Annotated in this window: 27 protein-coding genes, 1 tRNA gene and 3 pseudogenes; 22 read left to right on the plus strand and 9 right to left on the minus strand. The window is 64.6% G+C overall.

Features of this window, described 5'->3' with window-relative positions; all coding sequences use genetic code 11:
- Positions 1-147: 147 nt before the first annotated feature.
- Complete coding sequence (locus JCM7685_RS04190) at positions 148-1,167, minus strand: LacI family DNA-binding transcriptional regulator (protein ID WP_074968359.1); 1,020 nt, start codon at positions 1,165-1,167, stop codon at positions 148-150.
- A 95-nt stretch (positions 1,168-1,262) separates the two neighbouring features.
- Between JCM7685_RS04190 and JCM7685_RS04195 the strand changes: the two genes are divergently transcribed.
- A tRNA-Arg gene (locus JCM7685_RS04195) sits at positions 1,263-1,339 on the plus strand.
- 24 nt (positions 1,340-1,363) lie between these two features.
- Here JCM7685_RS04195 and JCM7685_RS04200 read toward each other — a convergent pair.
- A complete protein-coding gene (locus JCM7685_RS04200; RefSeq protein ID WP_074968357.1) occupies positions 1,364-1,678 on the minus strand; it encodes a tyrosine-type recombinase/integrase in 315 nt (104 codons plus the stop codon).
- On the opposite strand from JCM7685_RS04200, the gene JCM7685_RS20185 reads away from it, so the two are divergent.
- The 3 genes from JCM7685_RS20185 to JCM7685_RS04210 all read left to right on the plus strand — a co-directional run bounded on the left by JCM7685_RS20185 (position 1,590) and on the right by JCM7685_RS04210 (position 2,794).
- Entirely contained in the window at positions 1,590-1,886 is a 297-nt protein-coding gene (locus JCM7685_RS20185) for a hypothetical protein (RefSeq protein WP_231964727.1), read from the plus strand. The genes JCM7685_RS04200 and JCM7685_RS20185 overlap by 89 nt on opposite strands.
- Positions 1,886-2,350 carry a hypothetical protein gene (locus JCM7685_RS04205; RefSeq protein WP_074968353.1) on the plus strand — a complete coding sequence of 155 codons (465 nt, stop codon included), beginning with the start codon at positions 1,886-1,888 and terminating at the stop codon, positions 2,348-2,350. Before JCM7685_RS20185 ends, JCM7685_RS04205 begins: the two co-directional genes overlap by 1 nt.
- Positions 2,351-2,593: 243 nt before the next feature.
- On the plus strand, positions 2,594-2,794 hold the full coding sequence (locus tag JCM7685_RS04210; protein WP_074968351.1) for a phage tail protein: 201 nt from the start codon (positions 2,594-2,596) through the stop codon (positions 2,792-2,794).
- Between the two features lie 514 nt (positions 2,795-3,308).
- Here the strand turns inward: JCM7685_RS04210 and JCM7685_RS20190 are convergent.
- The 3 genes and pseudogenes from JCM7685_RS20190 to JCM7685_RS04230 form a co-directional block, all read right to left on the minus strand.
- Positions 3,309-4,145 (minus strand): annotated as a pseudogene (locus JCM7685_RS20190) (glycosyltransferase).
- A gap of 186 nt (positions 4,146-4,331) precedes the next feature.
- A complete protein-coding gene (locus JCM7685_RS04225; protein WP_074968345.1) occupies positions 4,332-4,586 on the minus strand; it encodes a BrnA antitoxin family protein in 255 nt (84 codons plus the stop codon).
- On the minus strand, positions 4,564-4,833 hold the full coding sequence (locus tag JCM7685_RS04230) for a BrnT family toxin (protein WP_074968343.1): 270 nt from the start codon (positions 4,831-4,833) through the stop codon (positions 4,564-4,566). The genes JCM7685_RS04225 and JCM7685_RS04230 overlap by 23 nt, the downstream gene beginning before the upstream one ends.
- A gap of 130 nt (positions 4,834-4,963) precedes the next feature.
- On the opposite strand from JCM7685_RS04230, the gene JCM7685_RS04235 reads away from it, so the two are divergent.
- Positions 4,964-5,233: a hypothetical protein gene (locus JCM7685_RS04235; RefSeq protein WP_074968341.1), complete on the plus strand. Its 270-nt coding sequence runs from the start codon at positions 4,964-4,966 to the stop codon at positions 5,231-5,233.
- A 14-nt stretch (positions 5,234-5,247) separates the two neighbouring features.
- On the opposite strand, the gene JCM7685_RS04240 is transcribed toward JCM7685_RS04235, so the two are convergent.
- Positions 5,248-5,514 carry a hypothetical protein gene (locus tag JCM7685_RS04240; RefSeq protein WP_074968340.1) on the minus strand — a complete coding sequence of 89 codons (267 nt, stop codon included), beginning with the start codon at positions 5,512-5,514 and terminating at the stop codon, positions 5,248-5,250.
- 327 nt (positions 5,515-5,841) lie between these two features.
- On the opposite strand from JCM7685_RS04240, the gene JCM7685_RS04245 reads away from it, so the two are divergent.
- From JCM7685_RS04245 to JCM7685_RS04255, 3 genes and pseudogenes are all read left to right on the plus strand, one after another.
- Positions 5,842-7,188 (plus strand): IS5 family transposase, encoded by a 1,347-nt coding sequence (locus tag JCM7685_RS04245; RefSeq protein WP_074968338.1) that lies wholly within the window; start codon positions 5,842-5,844, stop codon positions 7,186-7,188.
- Positions 7,189-7,978: 790 nt separating this feature from the next.
- A pseudogene (locus JCM7685_RS20195) lies at positions 7,979-8,260 on the plus strand (peptidoglycan-binding protein); the annotation flags it as partial.
- Positions 8,261-8,433: 173 nt separating this feature from the next.
- Positions 8,434-8,615 (plus strand): annotated as a pseudogene (locus JCM7685_RS04255) (DDE-type integrase/transposase/recombinase); the annotation flags it as partial.
- 32 nt (positions 8,616-8,647) lie between these two features.
- On the opposite strand, the gene JCM7685_RS20695 reads toward JCM7685_RS04255, so the two are convergent.
- Positions 8,648-8,836, minus strand: a complete 189-nt coding sequence (locus JCM7685_RS20695) for a transposase domain-containing protein (protein ID WP_197701076.1) — start codon at positions 8,834-8,836, stop codon at positions 8,648-8,650.
- Positions 8,837-8,881: 45 nt separating this feature from the next.
- Positions 8,882-9,439 carry a hypothetical protein gene (locus JCM7685_RS04265; protein WP_074965668.1) on the minus strand — a complete coding sequence of 186 codons (558 nt, stop codon included), beginning with the start codon at positions 9,437-9,439 and terminating at the stop codon, positions 8,882-8,884.
- A gap of 115 nt (positions 9,440-9,554) precedes the next feature.
- Here JCM7685_RS04265 and moaA point away from each other — a divergent pair, with 115 nt between their 5' ends.
- Positions 9,555-10,589 (plus strand): GTP 3',8-cyclase MoaA, encoded by a 1,035-nt coding sequence (gene moaA / locus JCM7685_RS04270; RefSeq protein ID WP_074965669.1) that lies wholly within the window; start codon positions 9,555-9,557, stop codon positions 10,587-10,589.
- On the opposite strand, the gene JCM7685_RS04275 is transcribed toward moaA, so the two are convergent.
- Positions 10,586-10,939 carry a GFA family protein gene (locus JCM7685_RS04275; protein WP_074965670.1) on the minus strand — a complete coding sequence of 118 codons (354 nt, stop codon included), beginning with the start codon at positions 10,937-10,939 and terminating at the stop codon, positions 10,586-10,588. The two genes, moaA and JCM7685_RS04275, sit on opposite strands and share 4 nt — an antisense overlap.
- A gap of 138 nt (positions 10,940-11,077) precedes the next feature.
- Here JCM7685_RS04275 and uvrA point away from each other — a divergent pair, with 138 nt between their 5' ends.
- The 13 genes from uvrA to JCM7685_RS04340 all read left to right on the plus strand — a co-directional run bounded on the left by uvrA (position 11,078) and on the right by JCM7685_RS04340 (position 21,566).
- Entirely contained in the window at positions 11,078-13,951 is a 2,874-nt protein-coding gene (gene uvrA / locus JCM7685_RS04280) for an excinuclease ABC subunit UvrA (protein ID WP_074965671.1), read from the plus strand.
- Positions 13,948-14,316, plus strand: a complete 369-nt coding sequence (locus JCM7685_RS04285) for a DUF4260 domain-containing protein (RefSeq protein ID WP_074965672.1) — start codon at positions 13,948-13,950, stop codon at positions 14,314-14,316. Before uvrA ends, JCM7685_RS04285 begins: the two co-directional genes overlap by 4 nt.
- Before the next feature lie 182 nt (positions 14,317-14,498).
- Positions 14,499-14,864 carry an NADH-quinone oxidoreductase subunit A gene (locus JCM7685_RS04290; RefSeq protein ID WP_074965673.1) on the plus strand — a complete coding sequence of 122 codons (366 nt, stop codon included), beginning with the start codon at positions 14,499-14,501 and terminating at the stop codon, positions 14,862-14,864.
- Positions 14,855-15,388, plus strand: coding sequence for a NuoB/complex I 20 kDa subunit family protein (locus JCM7685_RS04295; protein WP_074965674.1), 534 nt, complete (start codon positions 14,855-14,857; stop codon positions 15,386-15,388). The genes JCM7685_RS04290 and JCM7685_RS04295 overlap by 10 nt, the downstream gene beginning before the upstream one ends.
- 4 nt (positions 15,389-15,392) lie before the next feature.
- Positions 15,393-16,007, plus strand: a complete 615-nt coding sequence (locus JCM7685_RS04300) for an NADH-quinone oxidoreductase subunit C (RefSeq protein ID WP_074965675.1) — start codon at positions 15,393-15,395, stop codon at positions 16,005-16,007.
- Positions 16,004-16,435, plus strand: a complete 432-nt coding sequence (locus JCM7685_RS04305) for a thioesterase family protein (RefSeq protein WP_074965676.1) — start codon at positions 16,004-16,006, stop codon at positions 16,433-16,435. Before JCM7685_RS04300 ends, JCM7685_RS04305 begins: the two co-directional genes overlap by 4 nt.
- 2 nt (positions 16,436-16,437) lie before the next feature.
- Positions 16,438-17,676 (plus strand): NADH-quinone oxidoreductase subunit D, encoded by a 1,239-nt coding sequence (locus tag JCM7685_RS04310; RefSeq protein ID WP_074965677.1) that lies wholly within the window; start codon positions 16,438-16,440, stop codon positions 17,674-17,676.
- Positions 17,676-18,395, plus strand: coding sequence for an NADH-quinone oxidoreductase subunit NuoE (gene nuoE, locus JCM7685_RS04315; RefSeq protein WP_074965678.1), 720 nt, complete (start codon positions 17,676-17,678; stop codon positions 18,393-18,395). The genes JCM7685_RS04310 and nuoE overlap by 1 nt, the downstream gene beginning before the upstream one ends.
- A 32-nt stretch (positions 18,396-18,427) precedes the next feature.
- On the plus strand, positions 18,428-18,997 hold the full coding sequence (locus JCM7685_RS04320; RefSeq protein WP_074965679.1) for a hypothetical protein: 570 nt from the start codon (positions 18,428-18,430) through the stop codon (positions 18,995-18,997).
- Entirely contained in the window at positions 18,997-19,260 is a 264-nt protein-coding gene (locus JCM7685_RS04325) for a DUF5337 domain-containing protein (protein WP_074965680.1), read from the plus strand. Before JCM7685_RS04320 ends, JCM7685_RS04325 begins: the two co-directional genes overlap by 1 nt.
- Before the next feature lie 4 nt (positions 19,261-19,264).
- Entirely contained in the window at positions 19,265-20,560 is a 1,296-nt protein-coding gene (nuoF, locus tag JCM7685_RS04330) for an NADH-quinone oxidoreductase subunit NuoF (protein ID WP_074965681.1), read from the plus strand.
- Positions 20,561-20,709: 149 nt separating this feature from the next.
- On the plus strand, positions 20,710-21,108 hold the full coding sequence (locus tag JCM7685_RS04335; protein WP_083412501.1) for a DUF5333 domain-containing protein: 399 nt from the start codon (positions 20,710-20,712) through the stop codon (positions 21,106-21,108).
- Complete coding sequence (locus JCM7685_RS04340) at positions 21,105-21,566, plus strand: hypothetical protein (protein WP_231964684.1); 462 nt, start codon at positions 21,105-21,107, stop codon at positions 21,564-21,566. Before JCM7685_RS04335 ends, JCM7685_RS04340 begins: the two co-directional genes overlap by 4 nt.
- Positions 21,567-21,627: the final 61 nt, after the last annotated feature.

Consider the following 21,627-nt stretch of genomic DNA (forward strand, 5'->3'; position numbering starts at 1 on the left):
TCCTCAAATACCCCATACGGCAGTGCAACCGTCGCTGTTGCATGGGGTATTTGCGGAGCGCAGAAGCATATTGCGTGGGTGCCCAGGCCTGCGCCCGTTTTCGCCCTCTTTCAGCTATCCCGGCAACGCGGCGCGCGGGTAGCAGCCTCAACGCTTGCGGATGGTCTCGCCGGGCATGATCGTCGGCGCCAGCGCGATGACGCCGCTTTCGGGCCTCGGCTCCTTGCCGGCGACGATGCGGGCGGCGCGTCGGCCGATGTCGATGCGCCGTGCATCGGTGGTGGTCAGCCGCATCGGCAGCCCGTCCAGCAATTCGACGCCGTTGAACCCGGCCAGGCCCAGCTTGCCGGGAATGTCATAGCCCTTCTCGAGGCACCACAGGAGGCCGCCGGCGCCGATCATGTCGTTGGAGAAATACAGGAAATCCAGACCCGGTTCGCGCGTCAGGATGCGCTCGGTCAACTCGCGGCCCTTATGCAGGGACGAGCCGCCCTGATAGTATTCCCGGGCCGCCAGTTGCACCCCTTCCTGGGCGAGCCGTTCCTCGAAGCCGGCCAGGCGTTTGCGGGCACGATGGTCCTCGGGCATATGCGTGCCGATGAAGCCGATGCGGCGATAGCCTGCCGCCAGGATTTCCCCGGCCATCTCGGCCCCCGCCCGGCGCTGCGATATTCCGACTGCCGTATCGATGGGTTCGCCGTCCACGTCCATGATCTCGACCACCGGCAGTCCGGCATTGTCCAGCATGGCCCGCGCGGCCCGGCTGTGCTCGAGCCCGGCCAGGATCACGCCCGAAGGCCGCCAGCTCAGCATGTCGTAAAGCACGGAATCCTCGCGCGAGGGGCTGTAGTTGGTCACCCCCACGACCGGCTGCAGGCCGGTGTCGTCGAGTTCGGCCGAGATGCCGCCCAAAACGTCGGGAAACACCATGTTCGAGAGTGAGGGGATGACCACGGCGACCAGATTGACGCGCTGGCTGGCCAGGCCGCCGGCGATCTTGTTGGGAACGTAACCGAGGGTGCGGGCGGCGGTCAGCACCTTCTCGCGCGTGGCGGCCGAGACGTCGCCGCGATTGCGCAGCACGCGGCTGACCGTCATTTCCGAAACGCCCGAGGCTTCGGACACGTCGCGCAGGGTCAGGGGACGGCGGGGTCGCTTCGTATTCATGGCAATTACCGGAACGCAATCATGTTACCGTTATCGTGTCCGGAGGGCGACGGCAACCTTGCCATTTCCGTGATCTGCGGGCAAAAGAACCCGGCGGCCCCGTGGCTCAACTGGATAGAGCAGCCCCCTCCTAAGGGGCAGGTTGCAGGTTCAAGTCCTGCCGGGGTCACCATCCCATGAAAATAGTGTTGTATAATCAGGCATTAGCGCCTCGGTTTCCATTCTGGGTCTTGCTGGTTTCCAATTTCTGTTCCTGATCCGTGCTGGACAGGATGCGCTTGCGGTCTGCCGCTTTGCTGTATCGCTGGACCTCGGACAGGCTCTCATGGCCGGTCCAAGCGGCGATCTGGTGCGCTGTTGCGCCCGCTTCGGCCAGCGCCATGGCGCGGGACTTCCTCAGCCCGTGAGCGGACTTTCCGGCGATGCCAGCGGCCACCGCTGCCTCGGCGAACCAACTGCTGAACGCCTTTTCCGAGCGCGGCTTGCCGTGCGTCGTGACCACCCGCGGCATCAAGGTCGTGACCGAGGATGGGCGCGAAAGCGAGCTGGTGCAGACGGGCGGCGATCTATACGATGAAATTCCGCTCTGGACCGGCATGGATGAGCTGACTGTCCCTGCGCAGTGGAACCGTGACGGCACCGTGACGCTGAGGCAGGATTACCCGCTGCCTATGACGGTCCTCGGTATCGCCATCGGCATCAGTATCGGGCGGAATTGATGCGGGTCACGGTCGGTCCCGTCACGCCGGAAGTTGTCACCGAACTGTTGCCGCGCCTGCGGCCTGTGGATCGGTTGGAGCTGGATTGCATGGCTATGGGCGAGACCGAGGCCGATCTGCGGTCCATGGTTTCCCGCGCGCGGCGCTGCCGGGCGGCATACATCGACGGCGAGCTGGTCTGTATCTTCGGGGTGAGCGCGTCCACGATGCTTGCCGATGTCGGATGCCCCTGGGCGCTGATGACGCGGGCGGTGGATCGGCGCGAGTTCCGGCGCGAGTTCATCGCCGATTCCCGCGTCGGGCTGGAGTGGCTGGGGCAGGATTTCCGGCGGCTGTGGAACCTTGTGGCGGAGGAAAACGCCGTCGCGATTCGCTGGCTGCGCTGGCTCGGGTTCCGCTTCGACGGGCGCGCCGTGGATCTGCGGGGACATCGGTTCCTGCACTTTGACAAGGAGATTGCCTGAGGTCAGGCAAAGTTGAGCCGAGCAAAGTCACCATAATAGCGCCGCGCAGCAATGTCGCGGGCCTTTGCGGCCTCGATTTCATCGGAAAAACTCCCGATGGAGATGGCCTTTCCGCCGACACGAACCTGAGCGCGCCACTTTCCGAGTCTCTCTTGCCAAACCGTCACCGCCTAGACCCAGATCTACGGCATCGAGGAACTGAATACCCCCGAGCGGACGCCCGATGATATCGACGTGACACACATGCAGTCGCCGGGGCGAAACCGCGAGACGATTCCGGGCCTGATGTCGGCTGCGGATTGGTCGCAGGATCTGCAATACTGGCTGACGCACGCATCGCAGGTGATGCTGGACGATCTGGCGACCCTGACCGAGATCGGTGAGAAGGAAGACGTGCTGGTCGAGTTCAATGTCGGCGGCCTTCGGCGCACCCCGCAAGTCTAGGTGGATATGCGGCTCTTTACTTCGGGAGCGCCATCGGATCGCAGATCGTTGCGGCAAGCCCAAGACTCAGTAACCATCCGATTTTGAGAGGGCATTTTGGAAAAACTGTTTCCCTAAGAGAGGATGGCCGACCGCGAGAATTCTCCCATGACGAACGTCTTACCTGCATCGATCCGTCAATTATTCCGTCCATAATATACGATCCGTTGATTATTCAGGATTCTCGCTTTCTGTTTCAATACGCCGGACCTTGCTACAAGAAATTGGCATTGTCCGCCCTTCCAGGGGCAGGGCATACTGTTCTTGAAACGATGCGACAGGCGGGCGTTCTATCTTTGGTTATGCCCCGTATGGTGACCGGGGCTATGCCGCGCATAAAGCCGTGGATTTATAAAAGGGTGTTGGATCATATTTCTTCAAACATCGCTGAGGCACGAGTCGGTTAGCGTTCTGCGGCATGGCACGCACTGGATCGTGAGATTCTCGTCACATCTCGCGCGGCTGTTTACTGAGCCTACGCCGCGGGTAGCCCAGCGATTTCCCGGGATTTGTCCGTCAAGAAGGGAAAGTGGGCCGCGCACGATGTTGCAATGGTGGCATCATCCATTTTTTTCATGCCTTGCCGGCGTATCCTTTGGGCATCAAATAGGGTGTCATTCAACCCGCCATTATGTGTAACCATCGCCATTCCGCCGGGGATAATGATGCTGGTAAAACGCCGCGCCAGAGCGAAATGACCAAAAGCAAATATGCTGTGTCGCGGATGCCAGAGCGAGACCCCGACGCCCAAGAAAGGTGCGCTCCAACTATATATCCCCGAATGTGGTCCACCTTTGGCGCAGAACATCACGTTGCGGAAACTGACCGAAAACGGAAAACTTCCTGGGATTAATCGATCGACTGTAGAGCGCATCTTGCGGATGAAATCGACGGTAAGAGCGTCATCATCGTCCAGTCGGAACTGCAATACGTCCTTATATTGCAGACCGATCTGATCGAACATCTCGATTTACGCTTTTCCAACATTGATGAGTGGAAAAAACCGGAGAACCACTTGCGGGACTTCATCACATATTTTTTGAAGCCTGGCCTTATACTCTTCCGGAATCAGTTCCGACGCGGCGACGAGAAAGATGAAATTCTGATCGGTCTGTGCCTTGAGGGACGGGAGGGTGATGTGTTCAAAAGTTGCCAGTCGGCGCTCCATTCGGTCGGGGGCAAACAGCTTGGCGGCCTGCTCGTTTGCGATGCGCCCCACCTCGTCGTCGGGTTTCCCGCGATAGGGTCGCCAGTCGCCACGGCCCAGCAAAGAAAAACGACAAATGCCTACAACCTGCATGATGAACTCCATCGACGACAATCCGCCTCTGGATGCCAAGATCGAGCCCGGACTGCAAGTCGGATGAGGGCGGTGTTCGCCTGACGAAAGCGGACGGGCGCCACCACACGCCCTCCCTCACCACCTCACTAGCCTACCGATGAGCAATGGCCCGCACTGTCACATAGGCGACACTGCGGGCTTTACGGGGCGCTCGCATCAAACCCCAGCCGCCTTGCGCAACACCTCATCAATCCGGCTCTGCCAGCCAGGGCCTCCGGCCTTGAAATATTCGATCACCTCGGGGCTGAGGCGGATGGAGACCGGAGTTTTCTTCGCGGCCTTCTGCGGCCCCCTGGTGCGGGGAAAGGCCGCACGGATATGAGCAGGAAGCTCGCTGGCCGGGCGGGCCTTGGCGAAGTCCTCCTTCGTCCATTCCGGGTTGTCGTGATCAATCGCTTTCGAGCGGGGCATAGCGGTCCATCTCCTTCTTGTGCGCCCGACGCAGGCTGATTGCGCGCAGGGTGCCGTTTCGGTCGGTGAAGGCGAGGCAATGGGCCTTTCCGTCGATCAGGCCCCACGCACGGTAGCGTGTCTCGCCGTAGTCGTTGCGGTCATCCTCGATGAAGGCGAGGATTTCGAGTTCAGCCGCGCGGACAAGGGACACGCCGTGCTTGGCGATGTTGATTTCGTCTTTCGCGGGGTCGAACTCGATCCGCATGGTTGTATATACGATTTGATGCGCGCTTAGTCAAGCAGATCGTATATGCAAAATGCAACTGGCCGTCCTCAGGGCGGCTTTTTCATATCGACCCATTCCGGCGGGCTTTTTTCATGCAGAAGGAGAGACGATGACCCAAATCGACAACCGGATCAGCCACGGCAACATCCTCGTCCTCGGCTCCATGGTCGTCGGGGTCGCGGTAGCCTGGGGGACGTGGACCACGACGACCAGTTCGCTGGCGGCCAAGCTTGCCGATCACGCGGCATCTCTGTCAGCGCATGAGGCCCGGATCCGTGCCATGGAAACGACGACCGCCCGGCAGGACGAGCGGATGGTGCTGATCCTCGACAGCCTGCGCAAGATCGAGGCCAGGCTCGATACGGGCAGGCATCCCTGACCGAAGCCAGCGGATCAGAGCGCTTCGGCGGCGGGCTTCTGGGTCGATCCGCCTCTGCGCATTTCACCCTCTGCACGGCAGACACGGTTGGCGGTGTCGTCGGTCATGCCGGCAGGACGCGCGGTCGCACGGTCCCACAGGACGGCCTTGTCGGTATAGAGTTGGCACGTCACCGGGCCTTGATCCGTATCCACCGTTACGGGTGCGCTCTCCCAAGGCTGTTTGGCGTCGGCGCAGGCGGCAATCATCAGCACGGCCATCAACATCGTCGGCAATTTCATCAAGCAATCTCCGGTTCTGAAGGGGGATGAAAAACACTACTCGCAAAAGGCGAATCGGGCTGCAGCGCAACCCGGCCTCGCGAACTATAACGACGGCCAGCAAAACAGGCTGACCGTCGCAACATAGCACTCGTAACAGTTGCAGGTTGTGACAATGTGGCCAGCCTTTGAACCTGCCTTTTGGGGCAAGCCTTGGAGCACGCTAAAGAGTCCGATCTGAACAACCTCTACCACGTTGATTTTGGGTTCTGAATTTGCGGTTTTGTTCGCTTTGAATTGCAGGGTTTCGTATGCTTCCGCGAGAAGCTCTGCAATTTCCGGTCGCCTATGAAGCCCCATTCCCGCGTCCCTGAACAGGATGACCTGCTCCGTCCACGACTGGTCGATATGATTGATGCGCGCCACGAGCTGGTGAAGCTTGCGGCACTGATCGACTGGGAGTTTTTCGAACGGGAATGGGCAACCTTCTTCCCTTCGCATCAGGGGCGTCCGGCGACATCGCCACGCCTGGTCGCCGGGCTGATGTATCTCCAGCATGCCTTCAAGCTGTCGGACGAGGCGGTCTTGGCCCGGTGGGTCGAGAACCCGTATTACCAGCACTTCACCGGCGAGACATTCTTTCAGCACCACCCGCCGATCGACCCGTCATCTCTGACCCGCTGGCGCAAGCGCATCGGCGAAGAAGGAGTGGAGTGGCTGCTGACCAAGACGATCGAGGCAGGTCGGGCTTCTGGCGCCGTTACAGAAAGGAGCCTGAAGCGGGTGGCTGTCGATACAACTGTGATGGAAAAGACCATCGCCCATCCGACGGACGCCCGGCTTTACGAGCGGGCGCGTGTGCTGCTGGTGGACCTGGCGAAAGAAGCTGGGATCGATCTGCGCCAGAGCTATGCGCGGCTTGCCCCGCGGCTGGCCGTCCAGGTCGGACGCTATGCCCATGCCCGGCAGTTCAAGCGCATGCGCAAGGCCCTGCGCCAGCTCAAGGGCTATGTTGGCCGGGTGCGCCGGGACCTGCGCCGCCATTTGCAGGACATTCCCGAAGGTGCGCTGCGTGAGAAGGTGCTGGAAGCGCTCTGGCTGGTCGGCTGCCTGCTCGAACAGACCCCGAAGAGCAAGGACAAGATCTATTCCCTGCACGAGCCCGAGGTCGACTGCATCTCCAAGGGCAAGGCCCGCATCCGTTACGAGTTCGGCACCAAGGTCAGTCTCGCCACCACTCTCGACGGCGGTTTCGTTGTCGGCGCCCGCAGCTTTCCTGGAAACCCCTACGACGGCCATACCCTGGCGTCAGCACTGGAGCAGGTCGCCATCCTAGCCGACCAGGTGCCGGCTCTGGTTGTGGTCGACCGCGGCTATCGCGGCCATGGTGTGGAGACCACCAGGGTCCTGATCAGCGGCATGAGGCGCGGCATCAGCCCGCTGTTGGCAAAGCTCCTCAGGCGCCGAAGTGCCATCGAGCCCGAGATCGGGCACATGCAGTCCGACGGGCGCCTTGCCAGATGCCCGCTGAAGGGCCGCATCGGCGACGCGGTCTTTGCCATCCTCTGCGCCTGCGGTCAAAACATCCGCCAGATCCTCGCCCATCTCAGGGCTCTTTGGGTCCTGTTACTCCACCTGATTGCGGCGATCATCTGGCGCGAAAGGGCCCTTCATAGGAAAGTATTGGCGGCCTGACACGGTTGTTCAGAGCCGACTAAAGAACGTGTTCAGAACATTTCCACACCGATTGGTTTAGTTTTGAGAACGAAAGCGGATCAGGTGGAGAACATCGGCAGATGCCGCCGCCGCCATACTTGCCTCGGCTCCAGGAGAGAAAGTGCCCTCAGTGCCGTCAGGTTTCTTCCTCTCTAGCGGGACCCTGCCGGCGTGCTCACGCCGCGTCGGCCTCTATACTCGGAACGCTGCTGCAATGGCTTTGGCGGCCCTCAGAGCGGGCACGCCCTGAGGACCTTTCCGACCAGAGCCGTTGAGCTGACCGGAAGCCGGCGCGGATACAGCGAGTTGCCGCGCACTGGAATATGTGACGCGGCGTGCCGTCGCATGTCGTACCCCGACGCATCCGCCCCGCCATCGCGCGGGGCTTTTCATGGAGACGTGCATGCAGCTAACGGCTGACCACCTGTCCGCCATCGCCGGTGGCGGGGTGAACGACAACATGCGATCAACCGTCGCGGGGCTGGCGAAAGCCGGCGTCGGTGCTGGGCTTGAGCGGCCGCATCGACTGGCGCATTACCTCGGCCAGCTGGGTCACGAGAGCGGCGGCTGGCGCTACGACCGCGAGATATGGGGGCCGACGGCGGCGCAAAAGCGCTACGAGGGCCGTGCCGATCTGGGCAACACCCAGCCGGGCGACGGCTCGCGCTTCCGGGGCCGAGGCCCGATGCAGATCATCGGCAGGGCCAATTACAGCAAGTTTGCCGCCTGGGCGCGCAAGCTGGACCCGGCCGCGCCCGACTTCGAGGTGATGCCCGACGCGGTCAACACCGACCCATGGGAGGGGCTGGGGCCGATCTGGTATTGGTCCAGTGGCAACCCGACCGGGATCAGCCTCAACGGCTATGCCGATGCCAACGACCTGGGCACGATCACGAGACGGATCAACGGCGGCACGAACGGCCTTGCTGATCGTCAGACCAAATATGTCCGGGCCGCGCTGGTGCTGGCCGGCTACGGCCCGAACGAGGTCAGGCGGTTCCAGGCAGAAGCGGGCCTGCCCGCCGATGGCATTGCCGGTCCCCGCACCATCGCCGCGCTGCATCAATGGCTCAAGGGGCTGCCGCCAGTGCAGTTCGGCCGCATCCCCGTCGCCGACGCCGCCACTGCGCCGGGTGAGGGCATGGCGAACCCGTGGGTGATGAAGGAATACGGTCCTGTCGTGCAAGCCTTGATTGGGCAGGAGGCGCAGCGCCAGAACGCGGCCTATCTCTGCAAGCCCTGCTCATGGCTCTGGCGGCGCAAGCCGAGGGAAAAGGCTGATTCATTCGGATCAGGGCAGCCAGTTCACCAGCATGGGCTGGGCTGCATTTCTGCGCGCCCACAATCTTGAGCATTCCATGAGCCGTCGTGGCAATTGTCACGACAATGCGGTCGCCGAGAGCTTCTCAACCGTATGCGTCCGGAGGCCGCACTGATGTCAGTTCTTGACGGGATTTCCGGCTTTCCAGCTCCACGGCAGGAGTTCATCGAGGCGGTTGACGGGATGGTCGCCGACCATGCGCTGGAGAACATCGGCGAGATAGCGGGGGCGAAGGGGCAGGATCTTGCCGAGCGCGAGCTCGTGGAAGGCCCGAGAGCCCAGGAGTTGAACAACCGAAACCCGCAGGCCTCCAGGCGCGCGAGCTTGAAAAAAGCGAAAGGGCGGCTCCGGTCAGCCGGCAAAGACCTCGACCGTCGGCAGGTCGGTCAGGCTGACGCCGATCAACTGCAGCGCGGGCAGCGACACCTGGCTGCCCCCGCCGGCCGGCCCGCCCAGCGGGATCAGCCGCACCTTGGCGGATTTGCCATTGGCCGGGTTGACGATGCGCCCCGCGGTTTCCGACTTGACCAGCGGCGTCCTGACCCAGAACCCCGGCTGCGACGGATCGCCCAGCGAGGCGACGGTCGTGCCCAGCCTGCGCTCGCCCCCCGTCGGGGCCGAGGCCGCTTGGGCGCGCTCGCCGCGGGTCGCGGTGTTCAGCGCCTCGGCGCTTTGCGAGGCCGGCTCCCCGATGGAGGAGGCCGTGCTGCTTTTGCCGGGGGTGCGCGGCGCCGTTCCGGTCAGGACCGGGCCGCGGATCACCGGCTGGCCGGTGGCGGGGTCGGTCATCGTGTCCAGCGGCGCGCCGGGCAGCCGCGCCGCGGCCTGCGGCGAATTGTCCGGCTGCGTGCAGGCGGCCAGCGCCGGAAGGAACAGGGCGCCCAGCAGGCGGCAAAGCGTTTTCGTCATGAAAGCCTCATCTCTCTGGCGGTTGCGGCAAGGCTAGACCCCCGCGCGCCCGCCTGTCCACCGCTACCCGCTTTCTTGGTTACGAGACCATCAACCGATCGGCCGGCTTGTGCCGATGGCGGCGGGCCCCTATCTTGACGGCATGGAAGCGCGCGCCCCTCTTGTCGATCCCTTCGCCCGGCCGATCAGCTATCTGCGGGTCTCGGTCACGGATCGTTGCGATTTCCGCTGCACCTATTGCATGGCCGAACATATGCAGTTCCTGCCCAAGAAGGATCTGCTGACGCTCGAGGAACTGGACCGGCTGTGTTCGACCTTCGTCGGCCTGGGCGTGCGCAAGCTGCGGATCACGGGCGGCGAGCCGCTGGTGCGGCGCAACATCATGGAATTCTTCCGCGCTATGTCGCGGCATCTGGGTCAGGGGCTGGACGAGCTGACCCTGACCACCAACGGCAGCCAGCTGGCCAGGTTCGCCGACGAACTGGCGGATTGCGGCGTCAGGAGGGTCAACGTCTCTCTGGACACGCTGGATGCGGCGCGCTTTGCCGAAGTCACCCGCTGGGGCCGGCTGCCGCAGGTGCTGGAGGGAATCGCGGCGGCGAAGCGGGCCGGGCTGCGGGTCAAGATCAATACCGTGGCGCTGAAAGGCTTCAACGAGGACGAGCTTTTCCCGCTGCTCGACTGGTGCGCGGGCGAAGGCCACGACCTGACCTTCATCGAGGTCATGCCCATGGGCGACATGGGCGAGGAGCAGCGGCTGGACCAGTATTGGGCGCTGTCCGACCTGCGCAGGCGGCTGGAGCAGCGTTTTACCCTGACTCCGCTGGCAGAGCGCAGCGGCGGCCCCGCGCGCTATGTCCGCATCGAGGAAACCGGCCAGAAGATCGGCTTCATTACGCCGCTGACGCATAATTTCTGCGAAAGCTGCAACCGGGTGCGGCTGACCTGCACCGGCGAGCTGTTCATGTGCCTGGGGCAGGAGGATCGCGCCGACCTGCGCGCCGCTTTGCGCGCCAGCCCCGACGACGCACCGCTGCGCGCCGCCATCCACGAGGCCATCGCCCGCAAGCCCAAGGGCCACGATTTCGACTATTCGCGCCGGCATGTGACCGGGCAGATGCCCCGCTACATGAGCCATACCGGCGGCTAGAAGCTGGCGCCGTCCACCGCCTGGCTGGGCAGGGCGCGGGCATCGACGCCTTCTAGGCAATTGACGTTGACCGCGACCACCTCGGTGCCGTCCGGGCTGGTGCCGCGCGCATAGGATTCGATGCCGCAGGTCGGGCAGAACAGGTGGTGGATCGCCTTGCGATTGAACAGGTATTCCGTCACCGGCCCTTCGGCGGTCAGCCGGAAATCCGCCGCCGGCACGAAGGTCAGCACCGATCCCAGCCGCTTGCAGCGCGAGCAGTTGCAGGTCACGGTCTGGTCCAGATCGGCATCGACCTCATAGGCGACGGCGCCGCATTGGCAGCTTCCCTTGTAATGTTGTCTCGCCATGCTTCCCTCCGGGTTTCGGTCATGGTGGGGCAGGGCGGCTGCCAGCGCAAGCGGAAATGTTCCCGTGATGTTCCGTTAGCGGTTGCCATTTCCGCGATCATGCCTATCTGATGCGCTTGGCGGAATCAGGACGGCACGATGGAACAGAAGTTCATCGAGGTTCGCGGCGCGCGCGAGCACAATCTGAAGAACGTGGATATGGACATTCCGCGCGACCAGCTGGTGGTGATCACCGGCCTGTCGGGCTCGGGCAAGTCCAGCCTGGCTTTCGACACCATCTATGCCGAGGGTCAGCGCCGCTATGTCGAAAGCCTGTCGGCCTATGCCCGGCAGTTCCTCGACATGATGGGCAAGCCGGACGTGGACCATATCACCGGCCTGTCCCCGGCGATCTCGATCGAGCAGAAGACGACCAGCAAGAACCCGCGCTCGACCGTCGGCACCGTCACGGAAATCTACGACTACCTGCGGCTGCTGTTCGCCCGCGCCGGCACGCCCTATTCGCCGGCGACCGGCCTGCCCATCGAGGCGCAGCAGGTGCAGGACATGGTGGACCGGGTGATGGAGCTGCCCGAGGGCACCCGCGCCTATCTGCTGGCGCCCATCGTCCGCGACCGCAAGGGCGAATACAGGAAGGAGTTCCTGGAGCTTCGCAAGCAGGGCTTCCAGCGCGTCAAGGTGAACGGCCAGTTCTACGAATTGGACGAGCCGCCGACCCTCGACAAGAAGTTCCGCCACAACATCGACGTGGTGGTGGACCGCATCGTGGTGCGCGAGGGCATGGAGACGCGGCTGGCCGACAGTTTCCGCACCGCGCTGGACCTGGCCGACGGCATCGCGCTGCTGGAAACCGCGGATGCAGGGGCGGAAAATGGCTCGGGCGAGCCGGAGCGGATCACCTTCAGCGAGAATTTCGCCTGCCCCGTCAGCGGCTTTACCATCCCCGAGATCGAGCCGCGGCTCTTCTCGTTCAACGCGCCGTTCGGCGCCTGCCCGGAATGCGACGGGCTGGGGGTCGAGCTGTTCTTCGACGAGCGGCTGATCGTCCCCGACCAGGGGCTTTCCATCGCGCAGGGTGCGCTGGCCCCCTGGGCCAAGTCGAAATCGGCCTATCTGACCCAGACCGTCAATGCCTTGGCCAAGCATTACGGTTTCGACAAGAAGACGCCGTGGAAAGACCTGCCCGAGGACATGCGGCGAATGTTCCTGCACGGCTCGGGGGCCGAGGAAATCCCCTTCCGCTTCGACGACGCCGGCCGGGTCTATGAAATCGCCCGGACCTTCGAGGGCATCATTCCGAACATGGAGCGCCGGCTGCGCGAAAGCGATTCGGCCTGGGTGCGCGAGGAGTTCGAGAAATACCAGAACAACCGCCCCTGCGGCGCCTGCCACGGCTATCGGTTGAAACCCGAGGCGCTGGCGGTCAAGATCGCCGGCAACCATATCGGCGAGGTCACGCAGCTTTCGATCCGCGAGGCGCTGGCCTGGGTCGAAGCCGCGCCGGGCCACCTGACCAAGCAGAAGAACGAGATCGCGGCCGCGATCCTCAAGGAGATCCGCGAGCGGCTGGGCTTCCTGGTGAACGTGGGCCTGGACTACCTGACGCTGTCCCGTGCGGCGGGCACGCTTTCGGGCGGCGAAAGCCAGAGGATCCGGCTGGCGAGCCAGATCGGCTCGGGCCTGACCGGGGTGCTCTATGTGCTGGACGAGCCCAGCATCGGCCTGCACCAGCGCGACAACGACCGGCTGTTGGACACGCTCAAGGGCCTGCGCGACCAGGGCAATTCCGTGATCGTGGTCGAGCATGACGAGGACGCGATCCGCCACGCCGATTACGTCTTCGACATGGGGCCGGGGGCGGGGGTGCATGGCGGCGCGGTCGTCGCCAAGGGCACGCCGGCCGAGATCGCCGCCAATGCCGACAGCCTGACCGGGCAATATCTGTCCGGCGCGCGCGAGATCCATGTTCCGGACCAGCGCCGCAAGGGCAAGGGCAAGGCGATCAAGGTGGTCGGTGCCACCGGCAACAACCTCAAGAACGTCACCGCCGAGTTCCCGCTGGGCAAGTTCGTCTGCGTGACCGGCGTGTCGGGGGGCGGCAAATCGACGCTGACCATCGAGACGCTGTTCAAGACCGCCAGCCTGCGGCTGAACGGCGCCCGCCAGACGCCCGCGCCCTGCGAGACGATCAAGGGGCTGGAACTGCTGGACAAGGTCATCGACATCGACCAGCGCCCCATCGGGCGGACTCCGCGGTCCAACCCCGCGACCTATACCGGCGCCTATACCCATATCCGCGACTGGTATGCCGGCCTGCCCGAGTCGAAGGCGCGGGGCTACAAGCCCGGCCGCTTCAGCTTCAACGTCAAGGGCGGCCGCTGCGAGGCCTGCCAGGGCGACGGCGTCATCAAGATCGAGATGCATTTCCTGCCCGACGTTTATGTCACCTGCGAGACCTGCAAGGGCAAGCGCTACAACCGCGAGACGCTGGAGGTCACCTTCAAGGGCAAGTCCATCGCCGACGTGCTGGACATGACCGTCGAGGACGCGCAGGAATTCTTCAAGGCGGTGCCCTCGATCCGCGACAAGATGGATGCGCTGGTCGAGGTCGGCCTGGGCTATATCAAGGTCGGCCAGCAGGCCACGACCCTGTCGGGCGGCGAGGCGCAGCGGGTCAAGCTGTCCAAGGAACTGTCGCGTCGGGCGACCGGCAAGACGCTGTATATTCTCGACGAGCCGACCACCGGCCTGCATTTCGAGGATGTCCGCAAGCTATTGGAAGTGCTGCATTCCCTGGTCGATCAGGGCAATACGGTGGTGGTGATCGAGCATAACCTCGACGTCATCAAGACCGCCGACTGGATCATCGACATCGGCCCCGAGGGCGGCGACGGCGGCGGCCGCATCGTCGCCACCGGCACGCCCGAACAGGTGGCCAAGGTGTCGGAAAGCCATACCGGCCGCTATCTGGCGCCGATGCTGGAGGCTGCCGCCGCGCGGGCGGCGGAATGAGCGCGGTTCTCTGGCAGCGGACCGAGGGGGCGGGGCTGGCGCTGGGCGGGCTGCTGATCGCCGCGCTGGCCGCGCCGGGCTGGGGCGTGCTCCTCTGGCTGGCGATCCTGCTGGCGCCGGACCTGGCGATGCTCGGCTATCTGGCCGGGCCGCGGGCAGGGGCGGCGCTCTACAACCTCGTCCATCTCTATGCGCTGCCCTTCCTGCTGGCGGCGGCGGGGGTGGCGCTGGGTTTGACCGGGCTGATCGCCGGGGGCGGGCTGTGGCTGGCGCATATCGGCATCGACCGGGCGCTGGGATATGGGCTGAAGCTGCCTTCGGGCTTTCGCGACACCCATCTGGGCCGGATCGGCCGCGAAAGCTGAGTAAAACGCCTTGAAAATATGCGGCGAAAGCCTGCGATTTTGTTGCCTCTGGCGTGGCGCAAAGGCCCCGTGACGCAGGGGCGGGCCGTTGACCCTGCCGACGACCGGGGCTAAACGGACGGAAGCCAAACCCATCGCGGGGCGCCAGTCGGGTTCCTGCGAGCGAAAGGGAGCCCAACCCAGTGGAATACCTGCTGCAAGAATACCTGCCCATCCTGGTCTTTCTGGGGATGGCCTCGGCTCTGGCCATCGTGCTGATTCTCGCGGCGCTGATCGTCGCGATCCGCAATCCCGACCCGGAAAAGGTCAGCGCCTATGAATGCGGCTTCAACGCCTTCGACGACGCGCGGATGAAATTCGACGTGCGCTTCTACCTGGTGTCGATCCTGTTCATCATCTTCGACCTGGAAGTGGCCTTCCTGTTCCCCTGGGCGGTCAGCTTTGCCGGGCTGACGGACGTGGCCTTCTGGGGCATGATCCTGTTCCTGGGCGTGCTGACCGTGGGCTTTGCCTATGAATGGAAGAAGGGGGCGCTGGAATGGGCGTGATGACCGGACTGAACACCGCCGGCCCCGACCGCGACTTCGCCACGGCCGAGCTGAACCGCGAATTGCAGGACAAGGGCTTCCTGCTGACCACGACCGAGGACATCATCAACTGGGCGCGCAACGGCTCGTTGCACTGGATGACCTTCGGCCTGGCCTGCTGCGCGGTTGAGATGATGCAGACCTCGATGCCGCGCTACGACCTGGAACGCTTCGGCACCGCGCCGCGCGCCAGCCCGCGGCAGTCGGACCTGATGATCGTCGCCGGCACCCTGACCAACAAGATGGCGCCGGCGCTGCGCAAGGTCTATGACCAGATGCCCGAGCCGCGTTATGTCATCAGCATGGGCAGTTGCGCCAATGGCGGAGGCTATTACCATTATTCCTATTCGGTGGTGCGCGGCTGCGACCGCATCGTGCCGGTGGACATCTATGTCCCGGGCTGCCCCCCGACCGCCGAGGCGCTGCTCTACGGCATCCTGCAACTTCAGCGCCGCATCCGGCGCACCGGCACGCTGGTGAGGTAAGGCCATGTCCGACGACACCCTGCTGGAACTGGCCGAACATATCGCGCTGCGCCGCGAGAACGACGTGGTCTCGACCGAGGTCGCCTATGGCGAGCTGACGGTGACCGCGACGGTCTCGGGCCTGCCCGGGCTGATCGAGTTCCTGCGCAGCGACCCGAACTGCCGCTTTTCCACGCTGATCGACATCACCGCCGTCGACCATCCGGCCCGCCCGGCGCGTTTCGACCTGGTCTATCACCTGCTGTCGATGCACCGGAACCAGCGCATCCGCGTCAAGGCCCAGGTCCGCGAGGACGAGCTGGCGCCCAGCCTGGTCGGCATCTTCCCCGGCGCCAACTGGTACGAGCGCGAGGTCTTCGACATGTTCGGGATCCTGTTCTCGGGCCACCCCGACCTGCGCCGCATCATCACCGACTACGGCTTCCGCGGCTATCCGCTGCGCAAGGACTTCCCCACCACGGGCTATGTCGAGGTGCGCTGGAACGATATCGAGAAGCGCGTGGTCTATGAGCCGGTGAAGCTGGTTCAGGAATACCGGCAGTTCGACTTCCTGTCCCCCTGGGAGGGCGCGAAATACGTGCTGCCCGGCGACGAGAAGGCGCCGGAGGCCAAGAAGTGAAGCCCGGACTGAAACCCGGCGACCGCGCCCGCTTCAGCATGGCGGTGCAGGGGCAGGATACCGTGCGCGCGCTGTTTGCGGATCGCGGCGCCTTCCCCGAGATGCCGGCCGTCTTCGCCACCGCCAAGATGATCGGGCTGATGGAATGGGCCTGCGTCGAGCAGCTGCGCCCGCATTACGAGCCGGGCGAGGATTCGCTGGGCGTGCATGTCGATGTGGACCATACCGCGCCGACGCTGCCCGGGCAGGTGGTTACGGTCGAGACCGAGATCGAAGAGATCGACGGCCGCTTCATCTGGTTCCGGGTCGAGGCGCATGACGGTATCGACCGGATCGGCGCAGGACGGCACCGCCGCGCGTTGATCCAGACGGCGAAATTCAACGACCGGCTGGCCGCCAAGCGCGCCACGGCCGGGCTGGAGGGCTGACCATGGACGGCGACATCCGCAAGAACAGCTATGACGACGGCTCGGTCGACGCCCTGACCGGCGAACAGAGCATCCGCAACTTCAACATCAACTTCGGCCCGCAGCACCCGGCCGCCCACGGCGTGCTGCGCATGGTGCTGGAGCTGGACGGCGAGATCGTCGAACGCGCCGACCCGCATATCGGCCTCTTGCATCGCGGCACCGAAAAGCTGATGGAAAGCCGCACCTATCTGCAGAACCTGCCCTATCTGGACCGGCTGGACTACGTCGCGCCGATGAACCAGGAACACGCCTGGTGCCTGGCGATCGAGCGGCTGACCGGCACCACGATCCCGCGCCGGGCCAGCTTGATCCGGGTGCTCTATTCCGAGATCGGCCGCATCCTGAACCACCTGATGGGCATCACCACCGGGGCCATGGACGTGGGCGCGTTGACCCCGCCGCTGTGGGGGTTCGAGGCCCGCGAAGAGCTGATGATCTTCTACGAGCGCGCCTGCGGGGCGCGGCTGCACGCGGCCTATTTCCGCCCCGGCGGGGTGCACCAGGACCTGCCGCCGGACCTCTTGGACGACATCGAGGAATGGTGCGAGCGGTTCCCGAGGCTGGTCGACGACCTCGACACGCTGCTGACGGAAAACCGCATCTTCAAGCAGCGCTTGGTCAATATCGGCATCGTCAAGGAACAGGATGCGCTGGACTGGGGCTATACCGGCGTCATGGTGCGCGGTTCGGGCCTGGCCTGGGACCTGCGGCGGGCGCAGCCCTATGAATGCTATGACGAATTCGACTTCCAGATCCCGGTCGGCACCAATGGCGACTGCTATGACCGCTACCTGTGCCGGATGGCCGAGATGCGCGAATCCTGCAAGATCATGCAGCAGGCGGTGCGCAAGCTGCGGGCCGAGCCGGCCGGCGACGTGCTGGCGCGCGGCAAGCTGACCCCGCCCCGCCGCGTCGAGATGAAGCGCGACATGGAAAGCCTGATCCATCACTTCAAGCTCTATACCGAGGGCTTCCATGTCCCCGCCGGCGAGGTCTATGCCTGTGTCGAGGCGCCCAAGGGCGAATTCGGCGTCTATCTGGTCGCGGACGGCACCAACAAGCCGTGGCGCGCCAAGCTGCGGGCGCCGGGCTTCGCGCATCTGCAATCCATCGACTGGATGTCCAAGGGCCACATGCTGGCCGACGTCCCGGCGATCATCGCCACGCTCGACATCGTTTTCGGAGAGGTTGACCGCTGATGCTGCGCCGTCTGTCCCCCATCCAGCCGGACTCGTTCGAGTTCACCGCCGCCAACCTGGATTGGGCCCGCGCCCAGATGACCAAATACCCCGAGGGGCGCCAGCAATCGGCGGTCATCCCGATCCTGTGGCGGGCGCAGGAACAAGAGGGCTGGCTGTCCCGCCCGGCCATCGAATATGTCGGCAACCTGCTGGGCATGCCCTATATCCGCGTGCTGGAAGTGGCGACCTTCTATTTCATGTTCCAGCTGCAGCCCGTCGGCAGCGTGGCCCATATCCAGATCTGCGGCACCACGACCTGCATGATCTGCGGCGCCGAGGATCTGATCCGCGTCTGCAAGGAAAAGATCGCGCCGCACGCGCATGAGGTTTCCGCCGATGGCCGCTTCAGCTGGGAAGAGGTCGAATGCCTGGGCGCCTGCACCAATGCGCCCATGGTCCAGATCGGCAAGGATTTCTACGAGGACCTGACCGTCGAGAAGCTCTCGGCGCTGATCGACAGCTTCGCCGGGGGCGAGGTTCCGCTGCCCGGGCCGCAGAACGGCCGCTTCTCGGCCGAGGCGCTGGGGGGACCGACCGCGCTGGCCGAGCTGAAGGGTGGCGAGCAATATAACGCCAGCGTCGCGCTTGCGGTCTCCCTGGGCGACACGATCAAGCGCATCGACGGCACCGAGGTCCCGATCACGACGCCTTGGCTTGCCACGGAAAAAAGCGCTTAATTCCAGGGGAACGGTAAAGAGTTCGGATCGCCATGAAACGGGCAGAGTGCAACAGGAACTGCTGGATCTCGGCGGCCATCGCCGGGGTCCTGGTGCTGTTGTTCGCATCGGGCGTCGGCGAGCTGCACTGGCTGGGCGGGCTGTTCCTGGCCGCCGTCACCTGCCTGCTGTTCGGATCGCTGATGGTCTGGCTGGTCTGCCACGAGATGCCGGCGCCGCTGCCCTCGCTGGAAACGGTGCCACCCGAGGATTGGCGCCGCCGCCAGGCCGACAGCCAGCCCCAGGCGCTGCTGCTTGCCGCCACGCTGCCCGAGCAGCCGACGGCGGTGCAGATGCCGATCCGGGCGGTGACCGGGTCGGACGACCTGCGGCGGATCAAGGGCATCGGGCCCAAGATCGCGGACTGGCTCGGCGCGCATGGCGTGACGCGCTATGACCAGATCGCCGCCTGGGACGCGGCGGCGGTGGCGGATTACGTCCAGCGCATGGGGCGCATGGGCAGCCGGATCGAGGCCGACGACTGGGTCGGCCAGGCGAAACTGCTGGCGGCGGGCGGTGCGACCGACCATTCCCGCCGCGTGGACAAGGGCGAGCCGGGCTGATGTCGCGCCCCGCGAAACAGGATCCGGCGCAGGCGGCAAGGGCCGCCGCGGCGGATGCGAGACAGATGCGCCTGGTGGCGGTGGTGATCGCCGCGACCATGGTGGCCTGGCTCGGGGTGCAATGGCTGGGGGGCCGGCAGGGCTGGCCCGCGAAATACGCCTTTCTCGCCGATCTGATGGCGATGGGGGCCTTGATCTGGTCGCTGATGGTGACCTTTCGGATCTGGCGGCGGCGCAAGGCGCTGTCGCAGGGACAAGGATAAGACGATGCTGAACGATCAGGACCGGATCTTTACCAATATCTACGGCATGGGCGACCGCAGCCTGGCCGGCGCGAAGAAGCGCGGCTGCTGGGACGGCACCGCCGCGATCATCGCCAAGGGTCGCGACGGCATCGTCAACGAAATGAAGGCCTCGGGCCTGCGCGGCCGCGGCGGCGCGGGCTTCCCGACCGGCATGAAATGGTCCTTCATGCCCAAGGAATCCGACGGCCGCCCGTCCTATCTGGTCATCAACGCCGACGAATCCGAGCCCGCGACCTGCAAGGACCGCGAGATCATGCGCCACGATCCGCATACGCTGATCGAGGGCGCGCTGATCGCCAGCTTCGCCATGGGCGCCCATGCCGCCTATATCTATATCCGCGGCGAATTCATCCGCGAGCGCGAGGCGCTGCAGGCCGCCATCGACGAATGCTATGACGCGGGCCTTTTGGGTCGCAATGCCGCCGGCTCGGACTGGGACTTCGACCTTTATCTGCACCACGGTGCCGGCGCCTATATCTGCGGCGAGGAAACCGCGCTGCTGGAAAGCCTGGAAGGCAAGAAGGGCATGCCGCGGATGAAACCGCCGTTCCCGGCCGGCGCCGGCCTCTATGGCTGCCCGACCACGGTGAACAACGTCGAGTCGATCGCCGTGGTCCCGACCATCCTGCGCCGCGGTGCCGAGTGGTTCGCAAGTTTCGGCCGGCCGAACAACGCCGGCGTCAAGCTGTTCGGCCTGACCGGCCACATCAACACGCCCTGCGTGGTCGAAGAGGCCATGTCGATCCCGATGCGCGAGCTGATCGAGAAGCACGGCGGCGGCGTGCGCGGCGGCTGGAAGAACCTCAAGGCGGTGATCCCCGGCGGCGCCTCCTGCCCGGTGCTGACGGCGGAGCAATGCGAAAACGCCATCATGGATTACGACGGCATGCGCGAGCTGAAATCCAGCTTCGGCACCGCCTGCATGATCGTGATGGATCAGTCCACCGACATCATCAAGGCGATCTGGCGGCTTTCGGCCTTCTTCAAGCACGAAAGCTGCGGCCAGTGCACGCCCTGCCGCGAGGGCACGGGCTGGATGATGCGGGTCATGGACCGGCTGGTGCGCGGCGAGGCCGAGGTCGAGGAAATCGACATGCTCTTCGACGTGACCAAGCAGGTCGAGGGTCACACCATCTGCGCGCTGGGCGATGCGGCCGCCTGGCCGATCCAGGGCCTGATCCGCAACTTCCGCGAGGAAATCGAGGACCGCATCAAGGCCAAACGCACCGGGCGCATGGGCGCCATGGCGGCGGAGTAACGGCGGTGGTTCCCGTCCGCGACAATCCGGGACGACCGACCCTCGCGGGGGATCGCACCCGGCTGTCCAGGCGGCGCTCAAGACAAGGTGTCGAACCTGCAGGCAGGTGCCGTGTTATGACCAGGTGTCATGACAGAAAGGCCAAAGCCATGAAACTTATGCCGCTTGCCCTGATCGCCGCGCTGCTGGCGACGCCCGCCGCCGCGCTGGAGCCGCTCTCCAAGGAAAAATACATCAACGACCGGCTGATCGCCGCGCGCATCGCCGACCGCGTCCGCCGCACCTGCCCCAGCATCGACGGGCGCATCCTTTACGCCTATGGCGAGGCGCGCAAGCTCAAGGCCTATGCCCGCAGGCAGGGCTATTCCAATGCCCAGATCGACGCCTTCCTGGACAGCAAGGACGACAAGAAGCGCATCTATGCCGTGGCCGAGGACTATCTGAAGCGCAAGGGCGCCAAATCGGGCGATCCGCAAAGCTTCTGCGCCATCGGCCGGCAGGAGATCGCGAACAAGACCATCATCGGCAGCCTTCTGGTGGCGAAATGAGAAAATGGTTGAACTGGATCGGCCTGGGACTGATGGCGGCGGCCGCCGCCTCGATGATCGCCGCCGACGCCATGGCCGGCGAGCCCTCGCGGGGATGGGAGCCGACGGCGCAGAAGTTCTATCTGCAATTCTCGATCTTCGCGCCGGGCGACCTGACCTGCGACGCGACCGGGCCGGGCGTGCGCACCAAGCTGTCGCGCGGGATTACCGGGGCGCCGCTTCTGCGCATCACCGGCAATGCCGACCAGGCGCGGATCCTGTGCTCGCGCCCGGACGGCAGCCGCTACACCACCGACCTGAACCGCACGCTGCGCTATAACACCAGCGGCGCGATCCGGGCGACGGTGACCTTTCAGCCCGGGCAGGACACCGGCAGCGTCCTGGTCCAGCGGGACGGCGAAAACGACAGATTGGTGCCGACCGTCTATCCCCGCGCCTTCGTGAAGGTGCAGGAATGACGGCGCACGAAACCGGGCCAGCCTTGGGCCCGCATTTGAAACCCGCATCGGCCGACGGCCG

It is taken from the genome of Paracoccus aminovorans (assembly GCF_900005615.1).
Classification (GTDB): domain Bacteria; phylum Pseudomonadota; class Alphaproteobacteria; order Rhodobacterales; family Rhodobacteraceae; genus Paracoccus; species Paracoccus aminovorans.